Below are 19,763 nucleotides of genomic sequence, written 5' to 3'. Positions count from 1 at the left end.
TAAATCAAGCGATTGCTTGGTTTGCTGTGCCGGGGTTAGTCTTCCCCTGCACGTGGGGGGCACCTCTTCGCCCGCCTCTCCCGCGCCGCGGAGGCCGTCGCAGCGTCGAGAACGCGACTCCCCCGCGGCCGGGCGCTTTCGATCAGGGAGGATTTCCGATGGGCACGCTCGGCTTCTGGAGACTGGCGCAGTCGGACCCCGAACGGATCGCGGTCGTCGACCCGGACGGCACGGAACACCGGGCGGGTGACCTGCTCGCCCGCGCGAACCGCCTCGTGCACGGCCTGCGGGAGCTGGGACTCAGGCGGGGAGACGGCATCTGCGGCCTGGCGCCGAACGGCGCCGACGGGTTGGTGCTCCACCTCGCGGCATTGCAGGCCGGGTGGTATCACACGCCGATCAACTGGCACCTCACCGGCCCCGAGATCGGCCACATCGTGGCGGACTGCGAGGCCCGGGCCTTCTTCGTCGACGAGCGCTACGCGGAGGAGGGGCTGCGCGGTGTCGCGGCCTCCGGCCTCGACCGCCGCCGGGTCTTCTCCTTCGGCCGGATCGAGGGGGTGCGACCCGTCTCGGAACTGACCGAGGGACGGCCCGAGACCGCCCCGTCCGACCGCACGGCGGGCGCGATCATGCACTACACCTCCGGCACGACCGGCAGGCCCAGGGGAGTGCGCAGGCCGCTCACCGGCCTCGACCCGGACGACACGGCGGAGCGGCTGACGTTCCTGCCCGCCCTGTTCGGCATCACCCCCGGCGGGGAGAACGTCCACCTGGTCACCTCGCCGAGCTACCACGCCGCCGTCACCCAGTTCGGCGGCGCGACGCTGCACATGGGCCACAAGATCGTCTACATGGACAAGTGGGACGCCGAGGAGATGCTCAGGCTCTGCGAGAGGCACCGTGTCACCAGCTCGCACATGGTGCCCACCCACTTCAATCGCCTGCTCGCGCTCCCCGAGGAGGTGCGGAACCGCTACGACCTCTCCTCGCTCAGGTGGATGATCCACGCCGCCGCGCCCTGCCCGGTGCCGGTCAAGTGGGCGATGCTCGACTGGTGGGGCGACTGCGTCTACGAGTACTACGCCGCGACCGAGGGCGGCGGGACCATCGCCACCCCGGAGGACTGGAAGAGACATCCCGGCACGGTCGGCGCGGCGTGGCCGATCAGCGAGCTGCTCATCGTGGACGACGACCTGAAGCCGGTCCCCACGGGCACCCCCGGGACGGTCTACATGAAGACGGCGGGTGTCGGCTTCGAGTACAAGGGCGACCAGGCGAAGACCGAGGCCAACCGTCTCAAGGACCATTTCACCGTCGGCGACGTCGGCTATCTCGACGACGAGGGCTTCCTGTTCCTCTGCGACCGCAAGGCCGACATGATCATCTCTGGTGGGGTCAACATCTACCCCGCCGAGATCGAGAACGAGCTGACACTCCATCCCAAGGTGGCCGACGTCGCGGTGTTCGGCATCCCCGACGAGGACTGGGGTGAGCAGATCAAGGCGGTGGTCGAGCCCGCACCCGGGGTCACCGCCTCCCCCGAGCTCGCCGCCGAGATCCTCGCCTCGCTCGACGGCAGGCTGTCGAGGTCGAAGTGGCCCAGGTCCGTCGACTTCGTCGAGGAGATGCCGCGCGAGCCCAACGGCAAGCTTCTCAAGCGCAGGCTGCGCGACCCGTACTGGGCGGGCCGGGAGCGCGCCATCTGAGCCGGGAATCCGCCCCGCGACCGGTCACGTCGTCCTGGCCGGGGAGCCGCTCCCTGCCGAAGGGATGACCCGGGCGAAGGGGGCGCATGGGCGAGGAAGATGCGAGGAGGAAGAGGAAGAAGCGAGGAGGAAGGGGTGACCCGGGTGAAGAGGTGACCCGGGAGAAGGGGAGACGAGGGTCGCCCCGCCGGCTCCCGTCGGCGGGGTGGACGTGGCGGCCCCGGGCGGCGTCGGCGCAGGTCGGCTTAGGGCGGTGGCCAGCGGGTACCAGCAGCACATGGTCGATCTTCTGCCCCAGGAGGCTCTCGGGCAGGTCGTCGACCTGTTCGTCCGCCTGGTCGAGGCGGCCGGTGCGATCGTCATCTTCGTCGGCGCGGCGGCGGCCTTCGCCCGCTTCCTCGTGGTCGCCGTGCTCAGGCGCGACGCCGAGGGGTTCGTCGCCGTCCGCCTGTTCCTCGGACGGTTCCTCGCCCTGGGCCTGGAGTTCCAGCTGGCCGGGGACGTTCTCCGTACGGCCATCTCCCCCAGCTTCACACAGATCGGGCAGCTGGCGGCGATCGCGGCGATCAGGACCGCGCTGAACTTCTTCCTGAGCAGGGAGATCGAGCGGGAGGGAGGCGCGGCGGGGGCGTCAGGCCGCCGCTCCACGGCAGGCGCCGGAGGTGGCTGAGATCGTCGGGGCGGCCGTCGTCCTGGTCGTCGCCATGGGGCTGACCGCGGGGCTCGCCGTCCTGTCCTCCGGCCGCGGTCCGAGGAGCGCGATGACGGTGCTGCTCGACTTCCTCCTCGCCGCGGGCCTTTTGCGCCTGTCCCAGGCCCAGACCTGGGCGGCGATCGCCGTGGCGGCGCTCACGATGGTGATCCGCAAGGTCGTCGTCGCGGGCTTTCTCCGCGGGACGCGATCGAACCGCTGAGAGGGAGGGCCGCTCCGGGTGTGGGCCGGGACGTCGCCGAGGAGGGGGCCTCAGGCCTTGGCGGCGGCGCTCTCGCCGGTGAGCACGGTCGCCGCGCCCAGACCGAGGTAGACCACTCCGCTGGTGACGTCGAGACGGCGGCGGCTACGGGCGGAACGGCGCAGGCGGCCCGCCAGGGCGGAGGCGAGCAGGGCGAAGGCGCCGTCGCTGGCCATCCCGAGCGCGATCCAGACCAGGCCGAGCACCACGACCTGCGGGGCCACCGGGCCGCGCGCGGGGTCGGTGAACTGCGGGAGGAAGGCCAGGAAGAAGATCGCGGTCTTCGGGTTGAGCACGTTGACCACGAAGCCCTCCCAGAACAACCGCGTCCTGGACGCGGGTCGCGGTTCGACGGCGTCCTCGTCGTCGGGGCGGGCCATCAGCTTGCGGACGCCCAGCCAGACCAGGTAGGCCGCGCCCAGATACTTGACCACGGTGAACGCGGTCGCCGAGGCGGCCAGCAGGGCGCTGATGCCGAGGGCGGCGGCGACGACGTGCACCACGGAGCCGAGGTGGATCCCCAGGACGGAGACCAGCCCGGCGCCGCGTCCCTGAGCGACGCTGCGGGTCACGATGTAGAGCACCGCGGGACCCGGCACGAGCAGCAGGGCGAGGGTCGCGGCAGCGAAGAGGACAAGCGTTGTCAGATCTGGCATAACCGGATCGTAGGCACGTCCGCTTCTCGATCGCCTCAGATTTTTCCGCCCCGCCGGTCCCGCGGAGGCGTGCGGTCACCGGATCGGGGCGAGGCCCTTCCCGGGCGCGGCGTGGAGGGGCGGGGGTCCTTGCCGGCCATGGCGGAGGCCAGGGCGGACAGGAGCGCGGCGGTCGCCGGAGGCGGAGGGGGCTCGCCGTAGGTGGCGGCGTAGACGTGCCGGGTCGAGCCGGGCAACTCGGTCGTGTGCACCCGGGGGTGGCGATGCGCGCGCAGGGCCAGTCCGGGTAGGACCGTCACCCCGATCCCCGCGGCCACGAGCGCCTGGACGGCGACGATGTCGTCGGTGGTGAAGGCGATCTCCGGTTCGAAGCCCGCCTTCGCGCACAGCTCCAGCAGGTGGCTGCGACATCGGTCGCAGCCGCCGATCCACGGGGAGGCGCGGTGCGCGGGCAGCCCGTCGGTCCGGTCCGCGGTGACCAGGTAGCTCGGGTCGTCCATCAGGCGGAGCAGATGGACGCCCTGGTCCTCGGGGGCGGTGTCGTCGTAGCGGAAGATGACCGCGACGTCCACGTAGCCCGCGCGCAGCATGCGCAGGGCCTCGGGCGGCTCGGTCTCGGTCAGGCGCAGTCCGAGGCCGGGGTGGCCCTGGGCGAGCAGTGAGGCGGCCTCGGGCACGAACGTGCCCAGCGCGGAGGGGAAGGCGGCCAGTCTGACCCGCCCCGCGCGCAGGCCGACGTGCGCGGAGAGCTCGGCCGAGGCGGAGTCGATGCGGCCGACGATCTCGGTGGCCCGCTCCGCCAGCAGGCGGCCCGCCTCGGTGAGCCTGATGCCCCGCCCGACCCGCTGGATCAGTTTCGCGCCGGTCTCGGCCTCGAGCTTGGCGAGGTGGTGGCTGACCGAGGGCTGGGAGTAGTGGAGTTCCCTGGCGGCGGCGGTGACGGAGCCGTGTCTCGCGACAGCGGCCAGCACGCGGAGCCGTACGACGTCGAGCATGTATCAAAATTATCGATGAATGAGCAGAAAGATAGACATTAGACGTTATGTATTGGTGCGGCGCACCCTTGACGTATGGGAACCATGACACTCGTCCGTCCCGGCCTGGCGGGGCTGGTCGCGGAGACACGAGAACTGACCCGCCGGATCGCCGACCCCCGCGCGACGGCCTTCGCCGTGGCCGACGCCCTGCGCGCGCGGTTGCCCTCCCCGGAGATCCTCACCGACGAGGAACGCCTCGGAGACCCCGACCACTACGTCGTCCACACCCTCCACGTCGAGTCCGCCTTCTCGGTCGTCGCCGTGGTCTGGCGGCCCGGCCAGGAGACCGTGATCCACGACCACATCGCGTGGTGCGTGTTCGGCGTCCTGCAAGGGGTGGAGTACGAAACGCTCTACCGCGACGAGGGCGACCACCTGACCGAGATCGGCCGTACGGCCAACCAGACGGGCGAGGTCAGCGGCTTCGCCCCGCCCGGAGACATCCACCGGGTCCGCAACACGGGCGAGACCACCGCGATCTCCCTGCACGTCTACGGAGCCGACCTCGGCGCCGCCCCCAGCAGCGTCCGCCGGGTCTACGACCTGCCCGTCCGCTGAGCCCCGCCCGGCCGCGCGGGACCGCTCAGCTCCCGGTCCCGGGCTTCCCTTCGAGCCCCAGGCTTTTTCTGATGGCCTCGAGCCGGGCCGCGCCCTCGACGTCGAGGGCGGCGCGCTCGACCTCGATCATCCTGGCCTCGACGGAGCCGGAGGTCAGCTCGGCCTCGCCGAGGGCACGGGCGTAGCGCTTCTCGATCTTCTCGCGGACCTCGTCCATGGTCGGGGTCTCCCCTGCGGGAGCGAGACCCGACAGGTCGCCCATGGCCTTGTTGAGCTGCTCCTGCATCGTGGCCTGGTCGAGCTGGGACAGCAGGCGCATCCGCTCGGCGAGCTTCTTCTGCAGGGCCGCGGCGTTGGTCTCCACCGCCGCGCGTGCCTGTTCGGAGGCCTGTCTCGCCCGCTCGTGCATGAGCCGGGTGTCACGCGACGCGGCCTCCGCCGAGACGAGACGGGAGGCGAAGGCGCGGGCGGAGTCCTCGTAGGACCGGGCCTTGCGCTCGTCGCCCGCGGCCCTGGCCTGCTCGGCCAGCAGGACGGCCTGGCGGGCGTTCGCCTGGAGTCTCTCGGCCTCCTCCAGCGAACGGGTCAGCTTCAACTCCAGCTCGTGCTCGTTGCCGAGGACCGAGGCGGCCTGCTGGGTCAGGCGCCGGTGTCGCTCCTTCGCCTCCTGGACGGCCTGCTCGATCTGGACCCGGGGATCGGACAGCTCGTCCAGCCTGCCGGACAGGGCGAAGACCAGGTAGCGCCAGGCTCGGCGGACGACCTTGAACATGGGGGCTCCTTAACGGTCCTGCGCGTCCTGCCGGTCCAGCGCGTCGCGAGTGATCTGTTCGGTCTCGTGCAGCCCCCGCCGGACTCCTTCGAGGTTGTCCGCCAGCTCGTCGAGGACCCGGGACGGCTCCAGCACCCCGGTCATCGAGGTCGCCGACAGCTCGACCACGCGGGCGAGGAGCTCCTCGATGCTGATCGTTCCCGACTCCATCCGGGCGAGCACCCGGTCCCTGGTCTCGGCGAGCCGGTCGATCACGGCCAGCTGGGAGGCGAGCGAGGCGAGGGCGCGGTCGATGTCGTCGACGAGCTCCTTCCTGGCCTGCTCGCGCGCGCCGGTGAGACGCAGACGCTCCTGCCTGAGATGGTCGAGGTCGAGCCTGGCCAGGGCGGCGCCGGTCAGCGACGCCTGTGCGGCGAGGCGCTCAAGCGTCGCCATCGCGTCGTCCACCTGGGGGCCCATCAGCGCGATCCGCTCGGCCAGCGGGCCGTGCCCCATCGAGGCGCTCAGCTCGCCGAAGCCCGCCGCCGCGGAGCCCGCCCGCCGCAGCCATCGGTCCTCCTGGCTGCCCGAGGCGACGACCGGCGCCGTACGGCCCTCGCCTCGCCTCTGGAAGACGGCGGCGCCCGCCTTGGTCAGCCAGACGGCGACCCCGACGAAGGCGGCGGAGGCCGGGTGCACGTCGACGGCCCACGCGGCGCCCGCGGCGGTCGCGCCGAGCAGCAGACCCCAGGGGTCTCGCAGTTCCTCAACGAAGCGGGACATCAGAAATTGGACACCACCGCGGTGAACACCTGGTCGATGCTCCCCGGTTCGCGAGAGTCGTAGGCGGCGGCGTTCGTCGCCCCCGAGATCTGCTTGAGCACCTCGAGGTCGGCGTCCTGGCCGTAGGCGATCGTGAACATCCGCACCGACTGCTGGGCGGACTCGGCGCGCAGGTCGGGCAGCAGGTTCTCCAGCGAGAGGCTGTCGGGGTCCTCGTTCCTGCCGTCGGTGAGGAAGACCACCGCGTTGATCGCGTCACCGCTGTGCCGCCCGCGCACGTGCTGGTAGGCGGCGAGCGCGGTGTCGTAGAGGCCGGTCCCGCCGTCGGGGGTCAGCCCTTCGAGCCTGGCCCGCAGCTGCTTGCGCTGGGCTTCGTCGACGGCGGCCATCGGCGCCAGCTCCAGATAGTCCTTGTCACCGTCCCGCGCGGTCGAGAACATCCACAGGCCGACCTGGTCGTGCGGGCCGAACTGGGGCAGCGCGTTGACCGCCGCCTGCTTGGCCAGGTCCAGCTTGCTCCTGCCGGTGTCCGGCACCTGGGCGCCCATCGAGCCCGAGACGTCGATCACCATCAGCACGTTCGCGGGCTTGCGCAGGTCGGCCCAGCTGGACAGCACCTTGTCGAGCACGTTGGGGGCGGGCGGGCTGAGCGTCGTCTTCGGCTCGGCGGGCAGCAGCCCGTTCGCCTCGGTGATCAGCTTTCCCGGCTTGCCGTCGTACGACCTGAAGGCGAACTCGGCGAAGCGCGCCTGCTGCGGAGCGGCCTGCAGGTACGCCAGGAAGTCGGCCGCGACGGCGCGCTTGGCGTCGTCGACCCACGGCGCGGTCAGCACCGCGAAGGGGTTGTCCGAGTAGAGGGTGCCCTCCTTGGGGTAGATCGCCACCAGCGGCACCCTGGGCTTGCCGTGCTTGCCCAACGTCTTGGGGTCGCCGGTCGGGTTGCCCTGGTTGTAGTCCCAGACCGACTTCTCCTCGACGGCGACGGCGGAGATGTAGCTCAGGCCGGCTCCCGCGTCGTCGGCCCGCTGCAGGTTCGACAGGAACGTCAGCGTCGTGTCGCCGTAGTGCACGATCGAGCGCTCCACTCCCCGCACGAAGTCCCTGGCCCTTGGGTCGGCCACGTTCTTCTCCGACAGGTCGCCGGACAGGCCGGTGGCCGCGAAGTAGGCGCCGACGGTGGCGTTCAGGCCGCTCGTGGAATAGTTGGGGTTGGTCTTGCCCAGGCGGAACTTTCCCCACTCGGGGTGGCCGTACTTGGCCCACGAGCCGTTCGACAGGTCGAGCAGGTCGGACCAGCCGAGCTTCTTGCCGGGCCAGCCGAGGGCCTCGGCCATGGGCTTGGGCATCGCGATGACCAGCGGCGTCTTGGCGATCGACGGGTTGTCCGCCGAGACCAGGGAACCGGTGTCCGCGCCGGAGGAGCGCTGCCGGAGAAGGGTGAGCCAGCCGCTGCTCGCCGGGGACCAGACGTCGGGGCGCGGACCGTCCCGCCGCTCGTCCCAGCCCCTCGCCAGCGCCTGCAGCGCGCTGCCGCTCGTCTTGGTCACGGCGACGGTCGCGCAGCGCCCGCCGACCTTCCTGCCGCTGTAGTCGGCCGCGATGCCGCGCAACAGCTCGGACTTCTCCAGGGACGCGGTCACGGTCAGCGTGACCCCGGTCCCGTCACAGGCCTTGGCCTGGCCGGTGGTCCGCTGGTCGCCCGCGCCGTTCGCGTCATCGGCGTCCTTGCTCATGATGTACAGCCGCAGGCCTACGATCAGGGCTCCGGCGAGAATGATCGCGATGACGAACGGGGCGAAGTTCCTGCGCCGTCGTTGCGGCTGTTGGTACAACCAGGCCTCCCGGTGGTGTCGTACCTATCCGACGAACGAGTCCCTGTCAGAGTTCACCGTGCTCAGAAGCTGAAGATCACGCCGGTGCGGACCGGGCGATGGCGTCCGCGAGGCAGGAGCCGTGGGCGGCTTCCCGGTCGCGGCCGAAGCGCCGGCGGATGCCCGCGACCATGATGCAGGGGAGAACCCGCCTACGCGGTCCTCCTCGGGAGTTGACCACGGCACGATCGTAGGAAGAACTGTTTTGGCCGGACAAGGGGTGATCCGTTTCTCGTCCTCACCCGGTGAAGGGTCCGCCGGACACCCGTCCGTGGAGGAGGTCGACGAGGGTGGCGTGGAGCTGCTCGATCGGGCGGTCGGGGTGCAGCGCCCGGCGTTCGATCGAGGTCGTCAGCACCATGCCGAACACCGCGGTCGCCGCGGTCTCCACGTCCAGGTCCGCGCGGACCGCGCCCTCGGAGACCGCCCTGCGCAGCACGCCCGCGTAGACGCCCAGCGCCTCCTCGCGCAGCATGGCGACCGCGTCCTGCCAGGCCGTACGCCACATCTCGGTCAGCAGCACCCGGGCGAACGCGCCGTACTCCTCGAAGAACCGCAACTGCGCCATGACCACCGCGTCCAGCGCCTCCAGCGCGCCTCCCCCCGCGCCCGCGTCCCTCTCATCCGCCACGCCGGTCTCACCCGTCGTGCCGTCCGCCCTGGCCATCGCGTCGGCGAGCCGCCGGATCCCGTGTTCGAGCAGGGCGGAGAACAGCGCCTCCTTGCTGCCGAAGTTGTAGAACACCGTGCCCTTGGCCACTCCGGCGCGCTCGGCGATCGCGTCGACCGTGGCCGCGGTGTATCCCTGCTCGGCGATCACCTCGACCGCCGCGGTGAACAGCCTGAGTCGTGTCCCGGTCCGCCGCTCCGTCATGCGGCCAACCGTAGTCACAGCGCCAGCTCGGGATGGAGGCGGCGCATCGACCAGGTGCGGCCCCTGCACACCGCGTACACGCTCAGGGCCAGGCCCAGCGCGGTGAACAGGGCCAGCACCCCGCAGGCCTGCCAGACCACGGTGAGGTCGCCGCCGCTGATCAGCCTGCGCAGTGCGCTGACCACCCAGCTCATCGGCAGCCACGGCGAGATCGTCCGGAAGAAGCCCGGCGACGTCTCGATGGGATAGGTCCCCGCGGCGGAGGTGAGCTGCAGCATCAGCAGCGCCAGCACCGCGACCCGCCCCGGCGGGCCGAGCAGGGCGTTGACCGCCTGCACGATCGCCAGGAAGGCGGCGGCGGTGAGCGACAGGAGGCCGACCACCCCCGCCCAGTGCTCGGCCTCCATGCCGAGCCCGAACCTGGTCACCGCCAGCAGCACGCCCACCTGCGCCGTCCCCAGGACGAGGCCGGGCAGCCAGCCCGCCAGTGCGATCCGCCACGCGGGAGCCGTGCCGGCGAGGAGACGCGGGTTGAGCGGGCGCAGCACCATGTAACTCACCATCGCGCCGACCCACAGCGCCAGCGGGACGAAGAACGGCGCGAAGCCGGTGCCGTAGTTCGGAACCGGGTTGAGGACCTGGGTGGCCAGCCTGACCGGCTCGCTCATCATGTCGCTTCGCTCCGCGCGCTCCTGCCGGCCGTAGTCGGGGATCCGCGTCGCCCCCTGTCCGAGCTTGTCGCTCAGCTCCCTGGAGCCGTCGGCCAGTCTGCCGATGCCGGTGCTGAGCTCGCCCGCGCCTTCGCGCAGCCTGCCGACGCCGGTGTCCACCTTGGCGGCGCCGTCGCTCAGCCTGACGATCCCGCCGTCGAGCTCGGTCAGTCCCCGGCTGAGCTCGGCGGCGCCGTCGCCGAGCCGGGAGAGCCCGGAGGTGAGCCTGCCGCCCGCCGTACTCGCGTCACCGAGTCCGTCCCGGACCTTGGCCGAGCCGTCGGCGAGTTCGCCGAGTCCCGCGTCCAGCTGGTCGATCTTCTTTCTCACCTGCTGGAGACGCTGTCCCGCGGTCGGCGCGATCTCCGCGCTGCGGGCCGCGATCTCCGAGATCTGCCTGGCGCTCTGCCGCAGCCGGGCCAGGGCGTCCGTTTCACCCACCGGGGCCGCGGGCTCGCCCAGCCGCCCGGTCGACTCGGTGAGCCGGTCCGCCCCCTCCTCGATCGCCCGCGCGAGCGACCGCAGCCGCGCGCCGTCGTCCCGCAGCACGGGAACGACCTGGTCGGCCACCTCGTCGATCGTCGAGACCTGGGCGTGGACCTGCTTGTGGACGCGCGCGTTTCCTTCGGCGACCCGCTTGGCGCCGTCCGCGAGCCTGACCAGCCCGCGGGCCAGCTCGCGCGACCCGCGTCCGGCCTCGCCCAGACCGTCCGCCAGGCTGTCCGCCCCCGAGGACAGCCTGCCGGTCGCGGTGTTCGCGCTGCCCAGGCCCACGGCGAGCCGGTGGGTTCCGCTCTTGGCCTGGCCGAGCCCGCTGCTCAGGGTGGACGCGCCCTCGCCCGCCTTCTCCGTGCCGTCGTGGAGCTCGTCCGCGCCGTCCGCCGCCTTGGCCGTGGCGTCGTGCAGCTCCCCGAAGGAGACGAACACCTCGTCCCAGTAGTCCTTGAGCGCGGTACGGCCCGCCGCGCCCCTGACCTCGGCGAACACCGCGTCGGAGATCGTGCGCATGACGTAGCTGCGTCCCGTGTCGACCCGTACCCCGAGCTCGGCGGGCCTCGGCGCGCCGTCTCCCGAGGGGGAGACGAGGCGGGCGCTGAAATCGGCGGGAACGGTCAGCGACAGGTAGAAGCCGCCGTCGTTCACGCCGTCCTCCGCCTGCCGCGCGTCGACCGTGTGCCAGTCGAAGACGTGGCGTTCCCGCAGCTCCCTCGCCAGCTCCCGGCCCGCGTCGACCGTCCTGCCGCCGGCGGTCGCGGGCCGGTCCTCCACGACCAGCGCCACCGGGATGTTCCCGAGATTGCCCTGCGGATCCCAGAACGACCACAGGTACAGCCCGGCGTACAGCAGCGGCAGCGTCACCACCCCCGCGAGCGCCGCCCTGGTCAGCCGCGACCTGGTGAACCGCCGCAGCTCCAGACCGCCCAGCCGAAGCGACCTCATCGATCCTCCCCACCCTGCACGGCCCACGGCCCCGACTCCCCGTCCCGGCCCTTCGGCCCCTCGGCGCTCTCGGAGGCTCCCGGCTCCCTCGGCGGCAGACGCAGCGTCGCCGCCGCCCCGCTCTCCGTGCACGAGGCGACGACGGTCAGTCCCTGTCCGGCCAGGTCCGCCAGCGTCGCCCAGAGCCCGTCGAGCCTGTCGCCGCCGAGGCCCGCGTCCACGTCGTCGAGGGCCAGCAGCCCGGGTTCGTCGAGCAGCGCGAGCGCGACGCCGAGCCGTACGCGCTCCTCCCGGTCCAGGGCGCGGATCAGGGTCCTGTCGCCGGGGGAGCGTTCCAGGCCGGCCGCGGTCAGCGCGGCCGTGGCCCGTGCCGCCTGCCGCCTGTTCCACAGCGGGCTCCTGACCCGTTCGCGCAGGTGCTCCCTGACCGACAGCGCTCCGTCCAGGTCGTTGACCCCGTCGACCAGGCCGAGCGCGGCCACCCGCCGGATCCTTCCCGGTCCGTGGTGTCCGCCGACGGCGAGCGTGCCGCCCGTGGGCTTCATCCGTCCCGCCAGGGTCAGCAGAAGGCTCGTCCGTCCGCTGCCCGCCTGCCCGGCGACGGCGGTGAGGCTGCCCGGCCCCGCCTCCAGGGTGACGTCGCGGTAGACCCACCCGTGCCCGCCCTTGAGGGACAGGCCGCTCGCGTGCACCGCGACCCCGTGGAACACCACGCCTCCAGATTTTGAACTGACTGGTCAGTTCAAAAAGTATCACCAAGAAAAGCCCCACCCGATACCGGGTGGGGCTTTTCTGGAGCTCTGTCTGTTTTGAGGGGAGCTTTCGCCCGGGCGGCCGTCGGCCCATCGCCGAGGTGGCCGCGGAGCCCCTGGTCAGACGGCCGCGGAGCCGTACTCCTGAAGGAAGAGCGCCTCCGCCGTCGCCGTACGGCGCAGCTCCTCGATGACGACGCGCTCGTTGGGAGCGTGGATCGCGGCGTCGTCGTCCTCCGCGCCGAAGAGCAGGATCGAGGCGGCGGGGAACTGCTTGACGAGCGTGGAGACCAGCGGGATCGAGCCGCCCGCCCCGACGTCGCGCGGCGGCCTGCCGAAGGCGCGCTCCATGGCCCGGTTCAGCGCGGCGCGCGCCGTGCCCCCGGTGTCGGCGAGGAAACCCGAGCCCAGCACGTAGTCGGTGTAGCTCACCCGGACGCCCCAGGGGGCCGCCTGGTTGAGGAAGTCGGTCACGGCGTCGACGGTCGTCTTCGGGTCGCCCGCCGGAGGCACGCGCACGGTCACCCTGGCCCGCGCGACCGGCTGGACCGCGTTGATGGCGCCGGAGACCGTCGGCACGTCGAGACCGGTGACCGTGATGGCGTAGGAGGACCACAGCCGGTCGGCCAACGTGCCCGAGCCGACCAGGGAGACGCCGTCGAGCACGCCCGCGGTGGCCCGGAACTCCTCCTCCGACGGGCCCGCGCCGAGGAAGGTGCCGCGAGGCAGGCCGGGGACGCGGATGTCGCCGTGGTCGTCGTGCAGGGCGGCCAGCATCCTGATCAGCGCCGCGAGGGCGTCGGGCGCGGCGCCGCCGAACAAGCCGCTGTGCAGCGACTCCTTCAGGGAGCGCACCTCCACGGTGAAGGCGCCCATGCCGCGCAGCGAGGTGGTGACCGCGGGGTCGCCCACGCGGGGGTTGCCGGTGTCGGCGACGATGATCGCGTCGGCGCGGACCAGCTCGGGGTTGCGCTCGATGAAGGCCTCGAGGCGCTCCCCGGCGTACTCCTCCTGGCCCTCGATGATCACCTTGATGCCCACGGGGAAGCGGCCCCTGAAGGCGCGGAGCGCGGCGACGTGCGAGATGACGCCGGACTTGTCGTCGGCGGCGCCACGGCCGTGGATCGCGCCGTTGATCTCGGTCGGCTCGAAGGCCGGGGTGCGCCACAGCGCGGGGTCGCCCGCGGGCTGCACGTCGTAGTGCGCGTAGAGCAGCACGGTCGGCGCTCCGGGCGGGGCGGGGGCCTCGGCGTAGACGGCGGGGAAGCTCCCCTCGACCGGGATCTGCTGGACGTGCGGCAGCCCCGTGCTGCGCAGCAGCTCCTCGGTTACCGCGGCGGCCGCGAGCACCGGCTCCTCCGGGTGGCCGGGGAAGGCCACGGAGGGTATGGAGACGAGCCGCTTGAGGTCTTGGACCGCCTGGGGCAGGCCCGCGGTGACGGCGCCTTCGATCTCGTCAGGAGTCACGACGTGTTCCCTCGCATCTCAATATCTGCTCCGTCCTATTGGATCACAACTGGTGGACGGCCACTCTTGGCTGTTCGCGTCCGATTCCAGCACACGGTGCCTCCCGTGCGATTCCGCGGGGCGGGACCCGCGGGCGGAAGGTCGGGACACTCCCGGATTCTGTTCGCGGATTTCGTTGTTGTTACATGGAGCTTTTGCGGATTCCGAACTTCTTGCAGTCTGTTGCCACGTTTTCACTTGGCAAGGTGTTCTCCGGGCATGCACACTGAGGGGAGCTCAGCTCACCGAGGGAAGATCGCAATGAACCACCCTGAAAACACTGACGTCGCCTCGGTCATGAAGGCGGCACAGGACAACCTGTGGCTGCACTTCACCCGGCACAGCGCCCACGAGGGGGCGGAAGTGCCGATGATCGTGCGAGGCGAGGGCGCCTACATCTACGACGTTCACGGCAAGCGCTACCTCGACGGCCTGGCGGGGCTGTTCGTGGTCCAGGCCGGGCACGGCCGCAGCGAGTTGGCGGAGGCGGCCGCCAAGCAGGCCCAGGAGCTGGCGTTCTTCCCGCTCTGGTCGTACGCCCACCCCAAGGCCGCGGAACTGGCCCGTCGCCTGGCCGAGCAGACCCCGGGCGACCTCAACCGGGTCTTCTTCACCACCGGCGGCGGAGAGGCCGTCGAGACCGCCTGGAAGCTCGCCAAGCAGTACTTCAAGATCACTGGCAGGCCGCTCAAGCACAAGGTCATCAGCCGCCAGATCGCCTACCACGGCACCCCGCAGGGCGCTCTGTCGATCACCGGCATCCCGGCCTTCAAGCAGATGTTCGAGCCGCTGGTCCCGGGCTCCGTGCGCGTGCCGAACACCAACCACTACCGCGCCGACGAGATCACCGGCGTGCCCGGCATGACTCCGGAGCAGTACGGCTACTGGGCCGCCGAGCGCGTCGCCAGGGCCATCGAGATGGAGGGCCCGGACACCGTGGCCGCCGTCTTCGTCGAGCCGGTGCAGAACGCGGGAGGCTGCTTCCCGCCGCCGCCCGGATACTTCAGGCGCCTGCGTGAGATCTGCGACCAGTACGACGTCCTGCTCGTCTCCGACGAGGTCATCTGCGCCTTCGGCCGTCTCGGCACCATGTTCGGCGGGCAGAAGTTCGACTACGTCCCCGACATCATCACCTGCGCCAAGGGCATGACCAGCGGTTACTCGCCGATCGGCGCGATGATCGCCTCCGAGCGCCTCTTCGAGCCGTTCAAGAACGGCACCGAGATGTTCGCCCACGGCTACACCTTCGGCGGCCACCCCGTCTCCTCCGCCGTGGCCCTGGCCAACCTCGACCTGTTCGAACGCGAGGACCTGCTGGGCCACGTGACCCGCAACGAGCCGGTCTTCCGCGCTACCCTCGAGCGCCTGCTCGACCTGCCGATCGTCGGCGACGTGCGCGGCTCCGGCTACTTCTGGGGCATCGAGCTCGTCAAGGACAGGGCGACCAAGGAGACCTTCAGCCTGGAGGAGTCCGAGCGTCTCATCCGCGGATTCCTCTCCTCGGCCCTCTATGAGGCCGGTCTCTACTGCCGCGCCGACGACCGCGGCGACCCGGTCATCCAGCTCGCTCCGCCGCTCATCTGCGGGCCCAGGGAGTTCGACGAGATCGAGTCGATTCTTCGCTCCGTCTTGACGGAGGCGTGGAACCGGCTCTGACGCACCTGTCGCACCAGCACAATAGTTCTCACCCAATCGTCATGGCATTCGCTGAAACGTCACCACGTTTGGTGAGCCGTGCTGTGACCTCCTTTGGAATCCGAAAGGACCCGTTATGAAGATCGGCGTGCCTGCCGAGGTCAAGAACCACGAGTACCGCGTCGCCGCTACTCCGGCGGGCGTCCACGAGCTGGTGCGACACGGCCACGACGTCTACGTGCAGCGCGGCGCGGGCCTTGGCTCGCACCTGCCCGACGAGGAGTACCTGTTCGCCGGAGCCAAGATCCTCGACACCGCGGACGAGGTGTGGGGCGAGGCGGACATGATCCTCAAGGTCAAGGAGCCGATCGCCGAGGAGTACCACCGCATGCGCGCGGGGCAGGTGCTGTTCACCTACCTGCACCTCGCCGCGGGCCGTGAGTGCACGGAGGCCTTACTCGGGCAGCAGGTCACCGGCATCGCGTACGAGACCGTCCAGGTCGGCGGCACCCTGCCGCTGCTCGCCCCGATGTCCGAGGTCGCCGGCCGCCTGGCCCCGCAGGTCGGCGCCTACAATCTGATGCGCTTCAACGGCGGCCGCGGCGTGCTGCCCGGCGGCGTGCCCGGAGTGGCCCCGGCCAAGGTCGTCGTCATCGGCGCCGGCGTCTCCGGGCTCAACGCCGCGCAGATCGCGGTCGGCATGGGAGCGGACGTCACGGTGCTCGACCTCAACGTCGACCGCCTGCGCTTCATCGACGCCATCTACCAGGGGCGTCTGAAGACCCTCGTCTCGACCTCCTACGCGATCGAGAAGGAGGTCCTCGAGGCCGACCTGGTCATCGGCGCGGTGCTGATCCCCGGTGCGAAGGCGCCCACCCTCGTCTCCAACGAACTGGTCTCCCGCATGAAGCCGGGCTCGGTGCTCGTCGACATCGCCATCGACCAGGGCGGCTGCTTCGAGGACTCCCGCCCGACCACGCACGCCGAGCCGACCTACCAGGTCCACAACTCGATCTTCTACTGCGTGGCCAACATGCCGGGTTCGGTCGCCAACACCTCCACCTACGCGCTGACCAACGCGACGCTGCCCTACGCGGTCAAGCTCGCCGGGCTGGGCTGGAAGTCGGCCCTCCAGCAGGACGCGGGCCTCGCCCTCGGCCTCAACACCCACGCGGGCCGGCTCACCAACGACCAGGTCGCCCTCGCCCTCGACCTGCCGTTCACGCCGGTCTCCGAGGTCATCGCCGACTAGCGTCGCAGCCGGGAACGTCCAGCGGGTCGAGCGCCGCCCGAGGCGCCGACCCGCTGGACGCGGTTCGGTCATCGTGGTCCCAGGCGGGCGCGCAGCTCGCGGGCGGTGGCGAGAGCGCGCTCGACCTCGGCGGGGGTCGGCCATGGGGAACCGCAGGGGCGCAGCAGCACGGCACGCACCGACCCCAGGTGCTCGATCGCGTCCGGGGGCAGCCCGCTCTGTCCGGCCAGCCACGCCGCGGCGTCGGCGTGGTCGCGCAACGGCCGGGTGACCAGGTCCCACGTGCCGAGGACCTCGATCAGGTCGGTCGCCGCCAGGGGGACGCCACCCCTCCGGGCGACGTCGGCCGCGCACAGCTCGGCGCGGGCGACGAGCTCGGGTTCGGCGACCCGGTCCCAGAGGGGAGACGGCCGCTCCGACAGCCACTGCTCGGCCTCGTGGGAGAAACCGGTCGCGGACAGCAGCGACGCCAGCTCGGCCGCGGCCTGACGGTGTCCGGCCTGCGCCGCCTGCCTGAACCAGTGCTGGCCGCCCCGCAGGTCGTCGTGCTCGGCGATGAGCAGGAGGCCGAAGGTGAAGGCCGCGTCCGGGTCTCCCCCCGCCGCGGCCCTGCCGAACCAGTGGCTCGCCGCCGGTGAGTCGCCCATCTCCACGCACACGAACCCGGCGCTCCGCTGGTCGTGGACGCGGCCCGTGTGGGCGGCCCGCTCGAACCAGGCGCGGGCGGCGCGCAGGTCGCCGTGTGACAGCGCGATCCCGCCGAGCCGCGACGCGGCCCCCGGGTGGTCGTCTCTCACGGCCAGCCGGTAGAACGCCTGCGCGCCCTCGGGGTCCTGGTTGGCCTGGAGGAACAGGCCGAGGTCGTAGGCCGCGCCCGCGTGGCCTCCTCGGGCCGCCGTCCCCCACCAGCGCAGCGTCTCGTCCTCCTCGCCGCACCGGTAGGCGAGGAAACCCAGGTCGTGGGCGGAGTCCAGGTCTCCGTCCAGCGCGGCTCTGCGATGCCACTCACGGGCGGCCTTCGCCTCGCCGGCGGCCTCGCAGATCAGCGCGAGCCGCCGGGCTGCGGCGCGCGACCCGGCGCGGGCCGCGGTCTCGAACCACCCGCGGGCGGCGGGAACGTCGCCCTCCCGCTCCAGCAGCGTCGCCAGGCTCAGCGCGGCCTCGACGTCACCGGTGTCCGCGGCCAGGGCGTACCACCTGACGGCGTCCTCCAGGCTGCCGTGCCCCTCGTGCCAGAGACCGAGGTCGTACGCGCTGTCCATACCGCCTCCGGGTCGCCTCCGGCCGCCGCCCGCCCCCCACCGGCGCCGCGCCGACCAGCGGATGGAGCGGTACGTAACCTTACGACTTCGGAAGGTCACCGTGTGAGGTGTTTCCGGGAACGTCAGGGCGGGGCGCACCCGCCGCACGGCGGGCGTCGGGTCAGCGGGCGCGGCGAGGGGCGACCATGAGGCCGCCGTCGCCGTGGTGGACGTCGACGGCGCAGCCGTACACCTCGCTCAGCATGTCGGAGGCGAGGACCTCGGCGGGAGCGCCGTCGGCGACGACGACGCCCGAACGCATGACGACCACGCGGTCGGCGTACGCCGCGGCGAGGTTCAGGTCGTGCAGGACGACCGCGACGGCGTCCTCGGCCAGGGAACGGTCCCGGGCGACGCCCATGACCTGCTCCTGGTGCCTGATGTCCAGCGCCGCCGTCGGCTCGTCCAGCAGAAGCACGGGAGCCCGCTGCGCCAGGACCCTGGCCAGGGAGACGCGGGCCTGCTCTCCTCCGGACAGGGTCGGATAGGCGCGTCCCGCCAGGTGGGCGACGTCCGTGGCGGCCATGGCCCCGCTGACGACCTCCTCCTCTTCCGGGGCGGTGAGGCGGGAGCCGTACAGGCCCATCGCGACCACCTCGGCGACCGTGAACGGGAAGGCGACCGTGACCCGCTGCGGAAGCACCGCGCGCATGCGCGCCAGCCTGGCGGGGCGCAGCGACCGCAGCGGGAGGCCGTCCAGGGTGACCGAACCCGACGACGGGGCGACGTCTCCGGCCAGCACGGACAGCAGCGAGGACTTGCCCGCGCCGTTCGGCCCGACGACCGCGACCAGCTCGCCGGCGGCCACCCGCATCGACACCTCGGACAACAGCGGCGTCGAGCCGACGGAGAGCGAGACGGAGTCGGCGTCGATCATGCCCAACCTCCCTGCCCGGCCCGGGTACGGCGAAGCAGCCACAGGAAGAACGGTCCGCCGAGCAGGGCGGTGAGCACACCGATCGGCAACTCCGCGGGGACCGCGACGGTCCGCGCGACCAGGTCGGCCGCCAGCAGCACGATGGCTCCCGCCAGGGCGGAGGCGGGCAGCAGCACCCGGTGTCCCGGCCCCGCGACCAGGCGGACCAGGTGCGGCACGACCAGTCCGACGAAACCGATGATCCCGGCCGCCGCGACGGCCGCGCCGGTCAGCAGCGCGGCCAGCAGGATCACGCCGAGGCGGATCCGCTCGGTGTCCACCCCCAGGTGCCGGGCGCTCCGCTCGCCCAGCGCGAGCACGTCCAGCGCTCTCGCGAAGAGCGGGACCAGCACCAGCCCCGCGACGGCGAACGGAAGCACCCCGGCCACCACCGGCCAGGTCGCGCCGCCGAGGCTGCCCAGGCTCCAGAAGGAGATGGAACGCAGCTGGGCGTCGTCGGCCAGGAACGTCAGCAGGCCGACGACCGCTCCCGCGACGGCGTTCACCGCGATGCCGGTGAGCACCAGGGTGACGACCTCGGTCCTGCCGTTCGAGCGGGACAGCAGGTAGACGACGAAGGTGGCGATCAGCCCGCCCAGGAAGGCGGCCACGGTCACCGACCACTCGCCGAAGGCGCTGAAGCCCAGCACGATCGTGCCGACCGCGCCGACGGCCGCCCCTGAGGAGACGCCGATGACGCCGGGCTCGGCGAGGGGGTTGCCGAACACGCCCTGCATGGCGGCTCCCGCGACGCCGAGCGACGCGCCGATCAGCACGGAGAGCGCCACGCGCGGGAAGCGGATCTGCCACAGCACGGCGTCGTGCGGGCCGGTGCCGCCGAAGAGGGAACCAGCCACCTCTTCGAACGGCACCGCGACCGCGCCGATCCCCGCGGACGCGACGCAAAGCGTGGCGAGCAACACCGCGAGGGCGGGGATCAGCGCGTTCCTGAACACCGCGCGCCCGGACCGGGGCGCGGCCGCGTGCGCCGCCTCCCCGGTCCGGACGTCGGTGGCGGCGGGGGCGCTGTGGGACGCCCGCGCCGCGGTCTTCGGCATG

Annotated in this window: 18 protein-coding genes; 6 read left to right on the top strand and 12 right to left on the bottom strand. The window is 71.9% G+C overall.

The features are described from left to right. Positions 1–158 precede the first annotated feature (158 nt). From PKF00_RS08290 to PKF00_RS08280, 3 genes are all read left to right on the top strand, one after another. The gene (locus PKF00_RS08290) at positions 159–1,709 is read left to right on the top strand and encodes an acyl-CoA synthetase (RefSeq protein ID WP_271216791.1); all 1,551 of its coding nucleotides are present in this window, start codon (positions 159–161) and stop codon (positions 1,707–1,709) included. Positions 1,710–1,962: 253 nt separating this feature from the next. Further along, entirely contained in the window at positions 1,963–2,379 is a 417-nt protein-coding gene (locus tag PKF00_RS08285; RefSeq protein WP_271216790.1) for a DUF1622 domain-containing protein, read from the top strand. After that, positions 2,372–2,623: a hypothetical protein gene (locus PKF00_RS08280; RefSeq protein ID WP_271216789.1), complete on the top strand. Its 252-nt coding sequence runs from the start codon at positions 2,372–2,374 to the stop codon at positions 2,621–2,623. Before PKF00_RS08285 ends, PKF00_RS08280 begins: the two co-directional genes overlap by 8 nt. A gap of 50 nt (positions 2,624–2,673) precedes the next feature. Here the strand turns inward: PKF00_RS08280 and PKF00_RS08275 are convergent, their stop codons facing one another. Both PKF00_RS08275 and PKF00_RS08270 read right to left on the bottom strand, forming a co-directional pair. Continuing rightward, positions 2,674–3,318 carry a LysE family translocator gene (locus tag PKF00_RS08275; protein ID WP_271216788.1) on the bottom strand — a complete coding sequence of 215 codons (645 nt, stop codon included), beginning with the start codon at positions 3,316–3,318 and terminating at the stop codon, positions 2,674–2,676. 35 nt (positions 3,319–3,353) lie between these two features. Continuing rightward, positions 3,354–4,313, bottom strand: a complete 960-nt coding sequence (locus PKF00_RS08270; RefSeq protein WP_271216787.1) for a LysR family transcriptional regulator — start codon at positions 4,311–4,313, stop codon at positions 3,354–3,356. A gap of 75 nt (positions 4,314–4,388) precedes the next feature. On the opposite strand from PKF00_RS08270, the gene PKF00_RS08265 reads away from it, so the two are divergent. Next, the gene (locus PKF00_RS08265; protein WP_271216786.1) at positions 4,389–4,913 is read left to right on the top strand and encodes a cysteine dioxygenase family protein; all 525 of its coding nucleotides are present in this window, start codon (positions 4,389–4,391) and stop codon (positions 4,911–4,913) included. 25 nt (positions 4,914–4,938) lie between these two features. Here PKF00_RS08265 and PKF00_RS08260 read toward each other — a convergent pair whose 3' ends face one another. The 7 genes from PKF00_RS08260 to PKF00_RS08230 all read right to left on the bottom strand — a co-directional run bounded on the left by PKF00_RS08260 (position 4,939) and on the right by PKF00_RS08230 (position 13,561). Further along, positions 4,939–5,685: a PspA/IM30 family protein gene (locus tag PKF00_RS08260; protein ID WP_271216785.1), complete on the bottom strand. Its 747-nt coding sequence runs from the start codon at positions 5,683–5,685 to the stop codon at positions 4,939–4,941. A 9-nt stretch (positions 5,686–5,694) separates the two neighbouring features. Beyond that, entirely contained in the window at positions 5,695–6,447 is a 753-nt protein-coding gene (locus PKF00_RS08255; RefSeq protein ID WP_271216784.1) for a hypothetical protein, read from the bottom strand. Continuing rightward, positions 6,447–8,279 (bottom strand): substrate-binding and VWA domain-containing protein, encoded by a 1,833-nt coding sequence (locus tag PKF00_RS08250; RefSeq protein ID WP_271216783.1) that lies wholly within the window; start codon positions 8,277–8,279, stop codon positions 6,447–6,449. Before PKF00_RS08250 ends, PKF00_RS08255 begins: the two co-directional genes overlap by 1 nt. A 277-nt stretch (positions 8,280–8,556) precedes the next feature. Continuing rightward, on the bottom strand, positions 8,557–9,192 hold the full coding sequence (locus tag PKF00_RS08245) for a TetR/AcrR family transcriptional regulator (protein ID WP_271216782.1): 636 nt from the start codon (positions 9,190–9,192) through the stop codon (positions 8,557–8,559). A gap of 14 nt (positions 9,193–9,206) precedes the next feature. Then, positions 9,207–11,342 (bottom strand): YhgE/Pip domain-containing protein, encoded by a 2,136-nt coding sequence (locus tag PKF00_RS08240; protein WP_271216781.1) that lies wholly within the window; start codon positions 11,340–11,342, stop codon positions 9,207–9,209. Next, a complete protein-coding gene (locus tag PKF00_RS08235; RefSeq protein WP_271216780.1) occupies positions 11,339–12,055 on the bottom strand; it encodes an ATP-binding cassette domain-containing protein in 717 nt (238 codons plus the stop codon). Before PKF00_RS08235 ends, PKF00_RS08240 begins: the two co-directional genes overlap by 4 nt. Before the next feature lie 159 nt (positions 12,056–12,214). Further along, positions 12,215–13,561 (bottom strand): M20/M25/M40 family metallo-hydrolase, encoded by a 1,347-nt coding sequence (locus PKF00_RS08230; protein WP_271216779.1) that lies wholly within the window; start codon positions 13,559–13,561, stop codon positions 12,215–12,217. A 300-nt stretch (positions 13,562–13,861) separates the two neighbouring features. On the opposite strand from PKF00_RS08230, the gene PKF00_RS08225 reads away from it, so the two are divergent. Next, positions 13,862–15,256 carry an aspartate aminotransferase family protein gene (locus PKF00_RS08225; protein WP_271216778.1) on the top strand — a complete coding sequence of 465 codons (1,395 nt, stop codon included), beginning with the start codon at positions 13,862–13,864 and terminating at the stop codon, positions 15,254–15,256. A gap of 115 nt (positions 15,257–15,371) precedes the next feature. Further along, positions 15,372–16,487, top strand: coding sequence for an alanine dehydrogenase (ald, locus tag PKF00_RS08220; protein ID WP_271216777.1), 1,116 nt, complete (start codon positions 15,372–15,374; stop codon positions 16,485–16,487). Positions 16,488–16,555: 68 nt separating this feature from the next. Here ald and PKF00_RS08215 read toward each other — a convergent pair whose 3' ends face one another. The 3 genes from PKF00_RS08215 to PKF00_RS08205 form a co-directional block, all read right to left on the bottom strand. After that, on the bottom strand, positions 16,556–17,749 hold the full coding sequence (locus PKF00_RS08215; protein WP_271216776.1) for an SEL1-like repeat protein: 1,194 nt from the start codon (positions 17,747–17,749) through the stop codon (positions 16,556–16,558). A 160-nt stretch (positions 17,750–17,909) separates the two neighbouring features. Continuing rightward, a complete protein-coding gene (locus PKF00_RS08210; RefSeq protein ID WP_271216775.1) occupies positions 17,910–18,665 on the bottom strand; it encodes a heme ABC transporter ATP-binding protein in 756 nt (251 codons plus the stop codon). Then, entirely contained in the window at positions 18,662–19,762 is a 1,101-nt protein-coding gene (locus PKF00_RS08205) for a FecCD family ABC transporter permease (RefSeq protein WP_271216774.1), read from the bottom strand. The genes PKF00_RS08210 and PKF00_RS08205 overlap by 4 nt, the downstream gene beginning before the upstream one ends. Position 19,763: the final 1 nt, after the last annotated feature.

This window comes from Streptosporangium carneum (assembly GCF_027922005.1).
GTDB lineage: Bacteria > Actinomycetota > Actinomycetes > Streptosporangiales > Streptosporangiaceae > Streptosporangium > Streptosporangium carneum.
The sequence above is the reverse complement of the archived record's forward strand: the minus strand, read 5'-3'. Positions and strand labels throughout refer to the sequence as shown.

Excerpts from the sequence above, each read along its gene's own strand:
- PKF00_RS08290 (WP_271216791.1), top strand. The coding sequence starts at position 159 with ATGGGCACGCTCGGCTTCTGGAGACTGGCGCAGTCGGACCCCGAACGG.
- PKF00_RS08275 (WP_271216788.1), bottom strand. The coding sequence starts at position 3,318 with ATGCCAGATCTGACAACGCTTGTCCTCTTCGCTGCCGCGACCCTCGCC.
- PKF00_RS08270 (WP_271216787.1), bottom strand. The coding sequence starts at position 4,313 with ATGCTCGACGTCGTACGGCTCCGCGTGCTGGCCGCTGTCGCGAGACAC.
- PKF00_RS08265 (WP_271216786.1), top strand. The coding sequence starts at position 4,389 with ATGGGAACCATGACACTCGTCCGTCCCGGCCTGGCGGGGCTGGTCGCG.
- PKF00_RS08260 (WP_271216785.1), bottom strand. The coding sequence starts at position 5,685 with ATGTTCAAGGTCGTCCGCCGAGCCTGGCGCTACCTGGTCTTCGCCCTG.
- PKF00_RS08255 (WP_271216784.1), bottom strand. The coding sequence starts at position 6,447 with ATGTCCCGCTTCGTTGAGGAACTGCGAGACCCCTGGGGTCTGCTGCTC.
- PKF00_RS08245 (WP_271216782.1), bottom strand. The coding sequence starts at position 9,192 with ATGACGGAGCGGCGGACCGGGACACGACTCAGGCTGTTCACCGCGGCG.
- PKF00_RS08240 (WP_271216781.1), bottom strand. The coding sequence starts at position 11,342 with ATGAGGTCGCTTCGGCTGGGCGGTCTGGAGCTGCGGCGGTTCACCAGG.
- PKF00_RS08225 (WP_271216778.1), top strand. The coding sequence starts at position 13,862 with ATGAACCACCCTGAAAACACTGACGTCGCCTCGGTCATGAAGGCGGCA.
- ald (WP_271216777.1), top strand. The coding sequence starts at position 15,372 with ATGAAGATCGGCGTGCCTGCCGAGGTCAAGAACCACGAGTACCGCGTC.
- PKF00_RS08215 (WP_271216776.1), bottom strand. The coding sequence starts at position 17,749 with ATGGACAGCGCGTACGACCTCGGTCTCTGGCACGAGGGGCACGGCAGC.
- PKF00_RS08210 (WP_271216775.1), bottom strand. The coding sequence starts at position 18,665 with ATGATCGACGCCGACTCCGTCTCGCTCTCCGTCGGCTCGACGCCGCTG.
- PKF00_RS08205 (WP_271216774.1), bottom strand. The coding sequence starts at position 19,762 with ATGCCGAAGACCGCGGCGCGGGCGTCCCACAGCGCCCCCGCCGCCACC.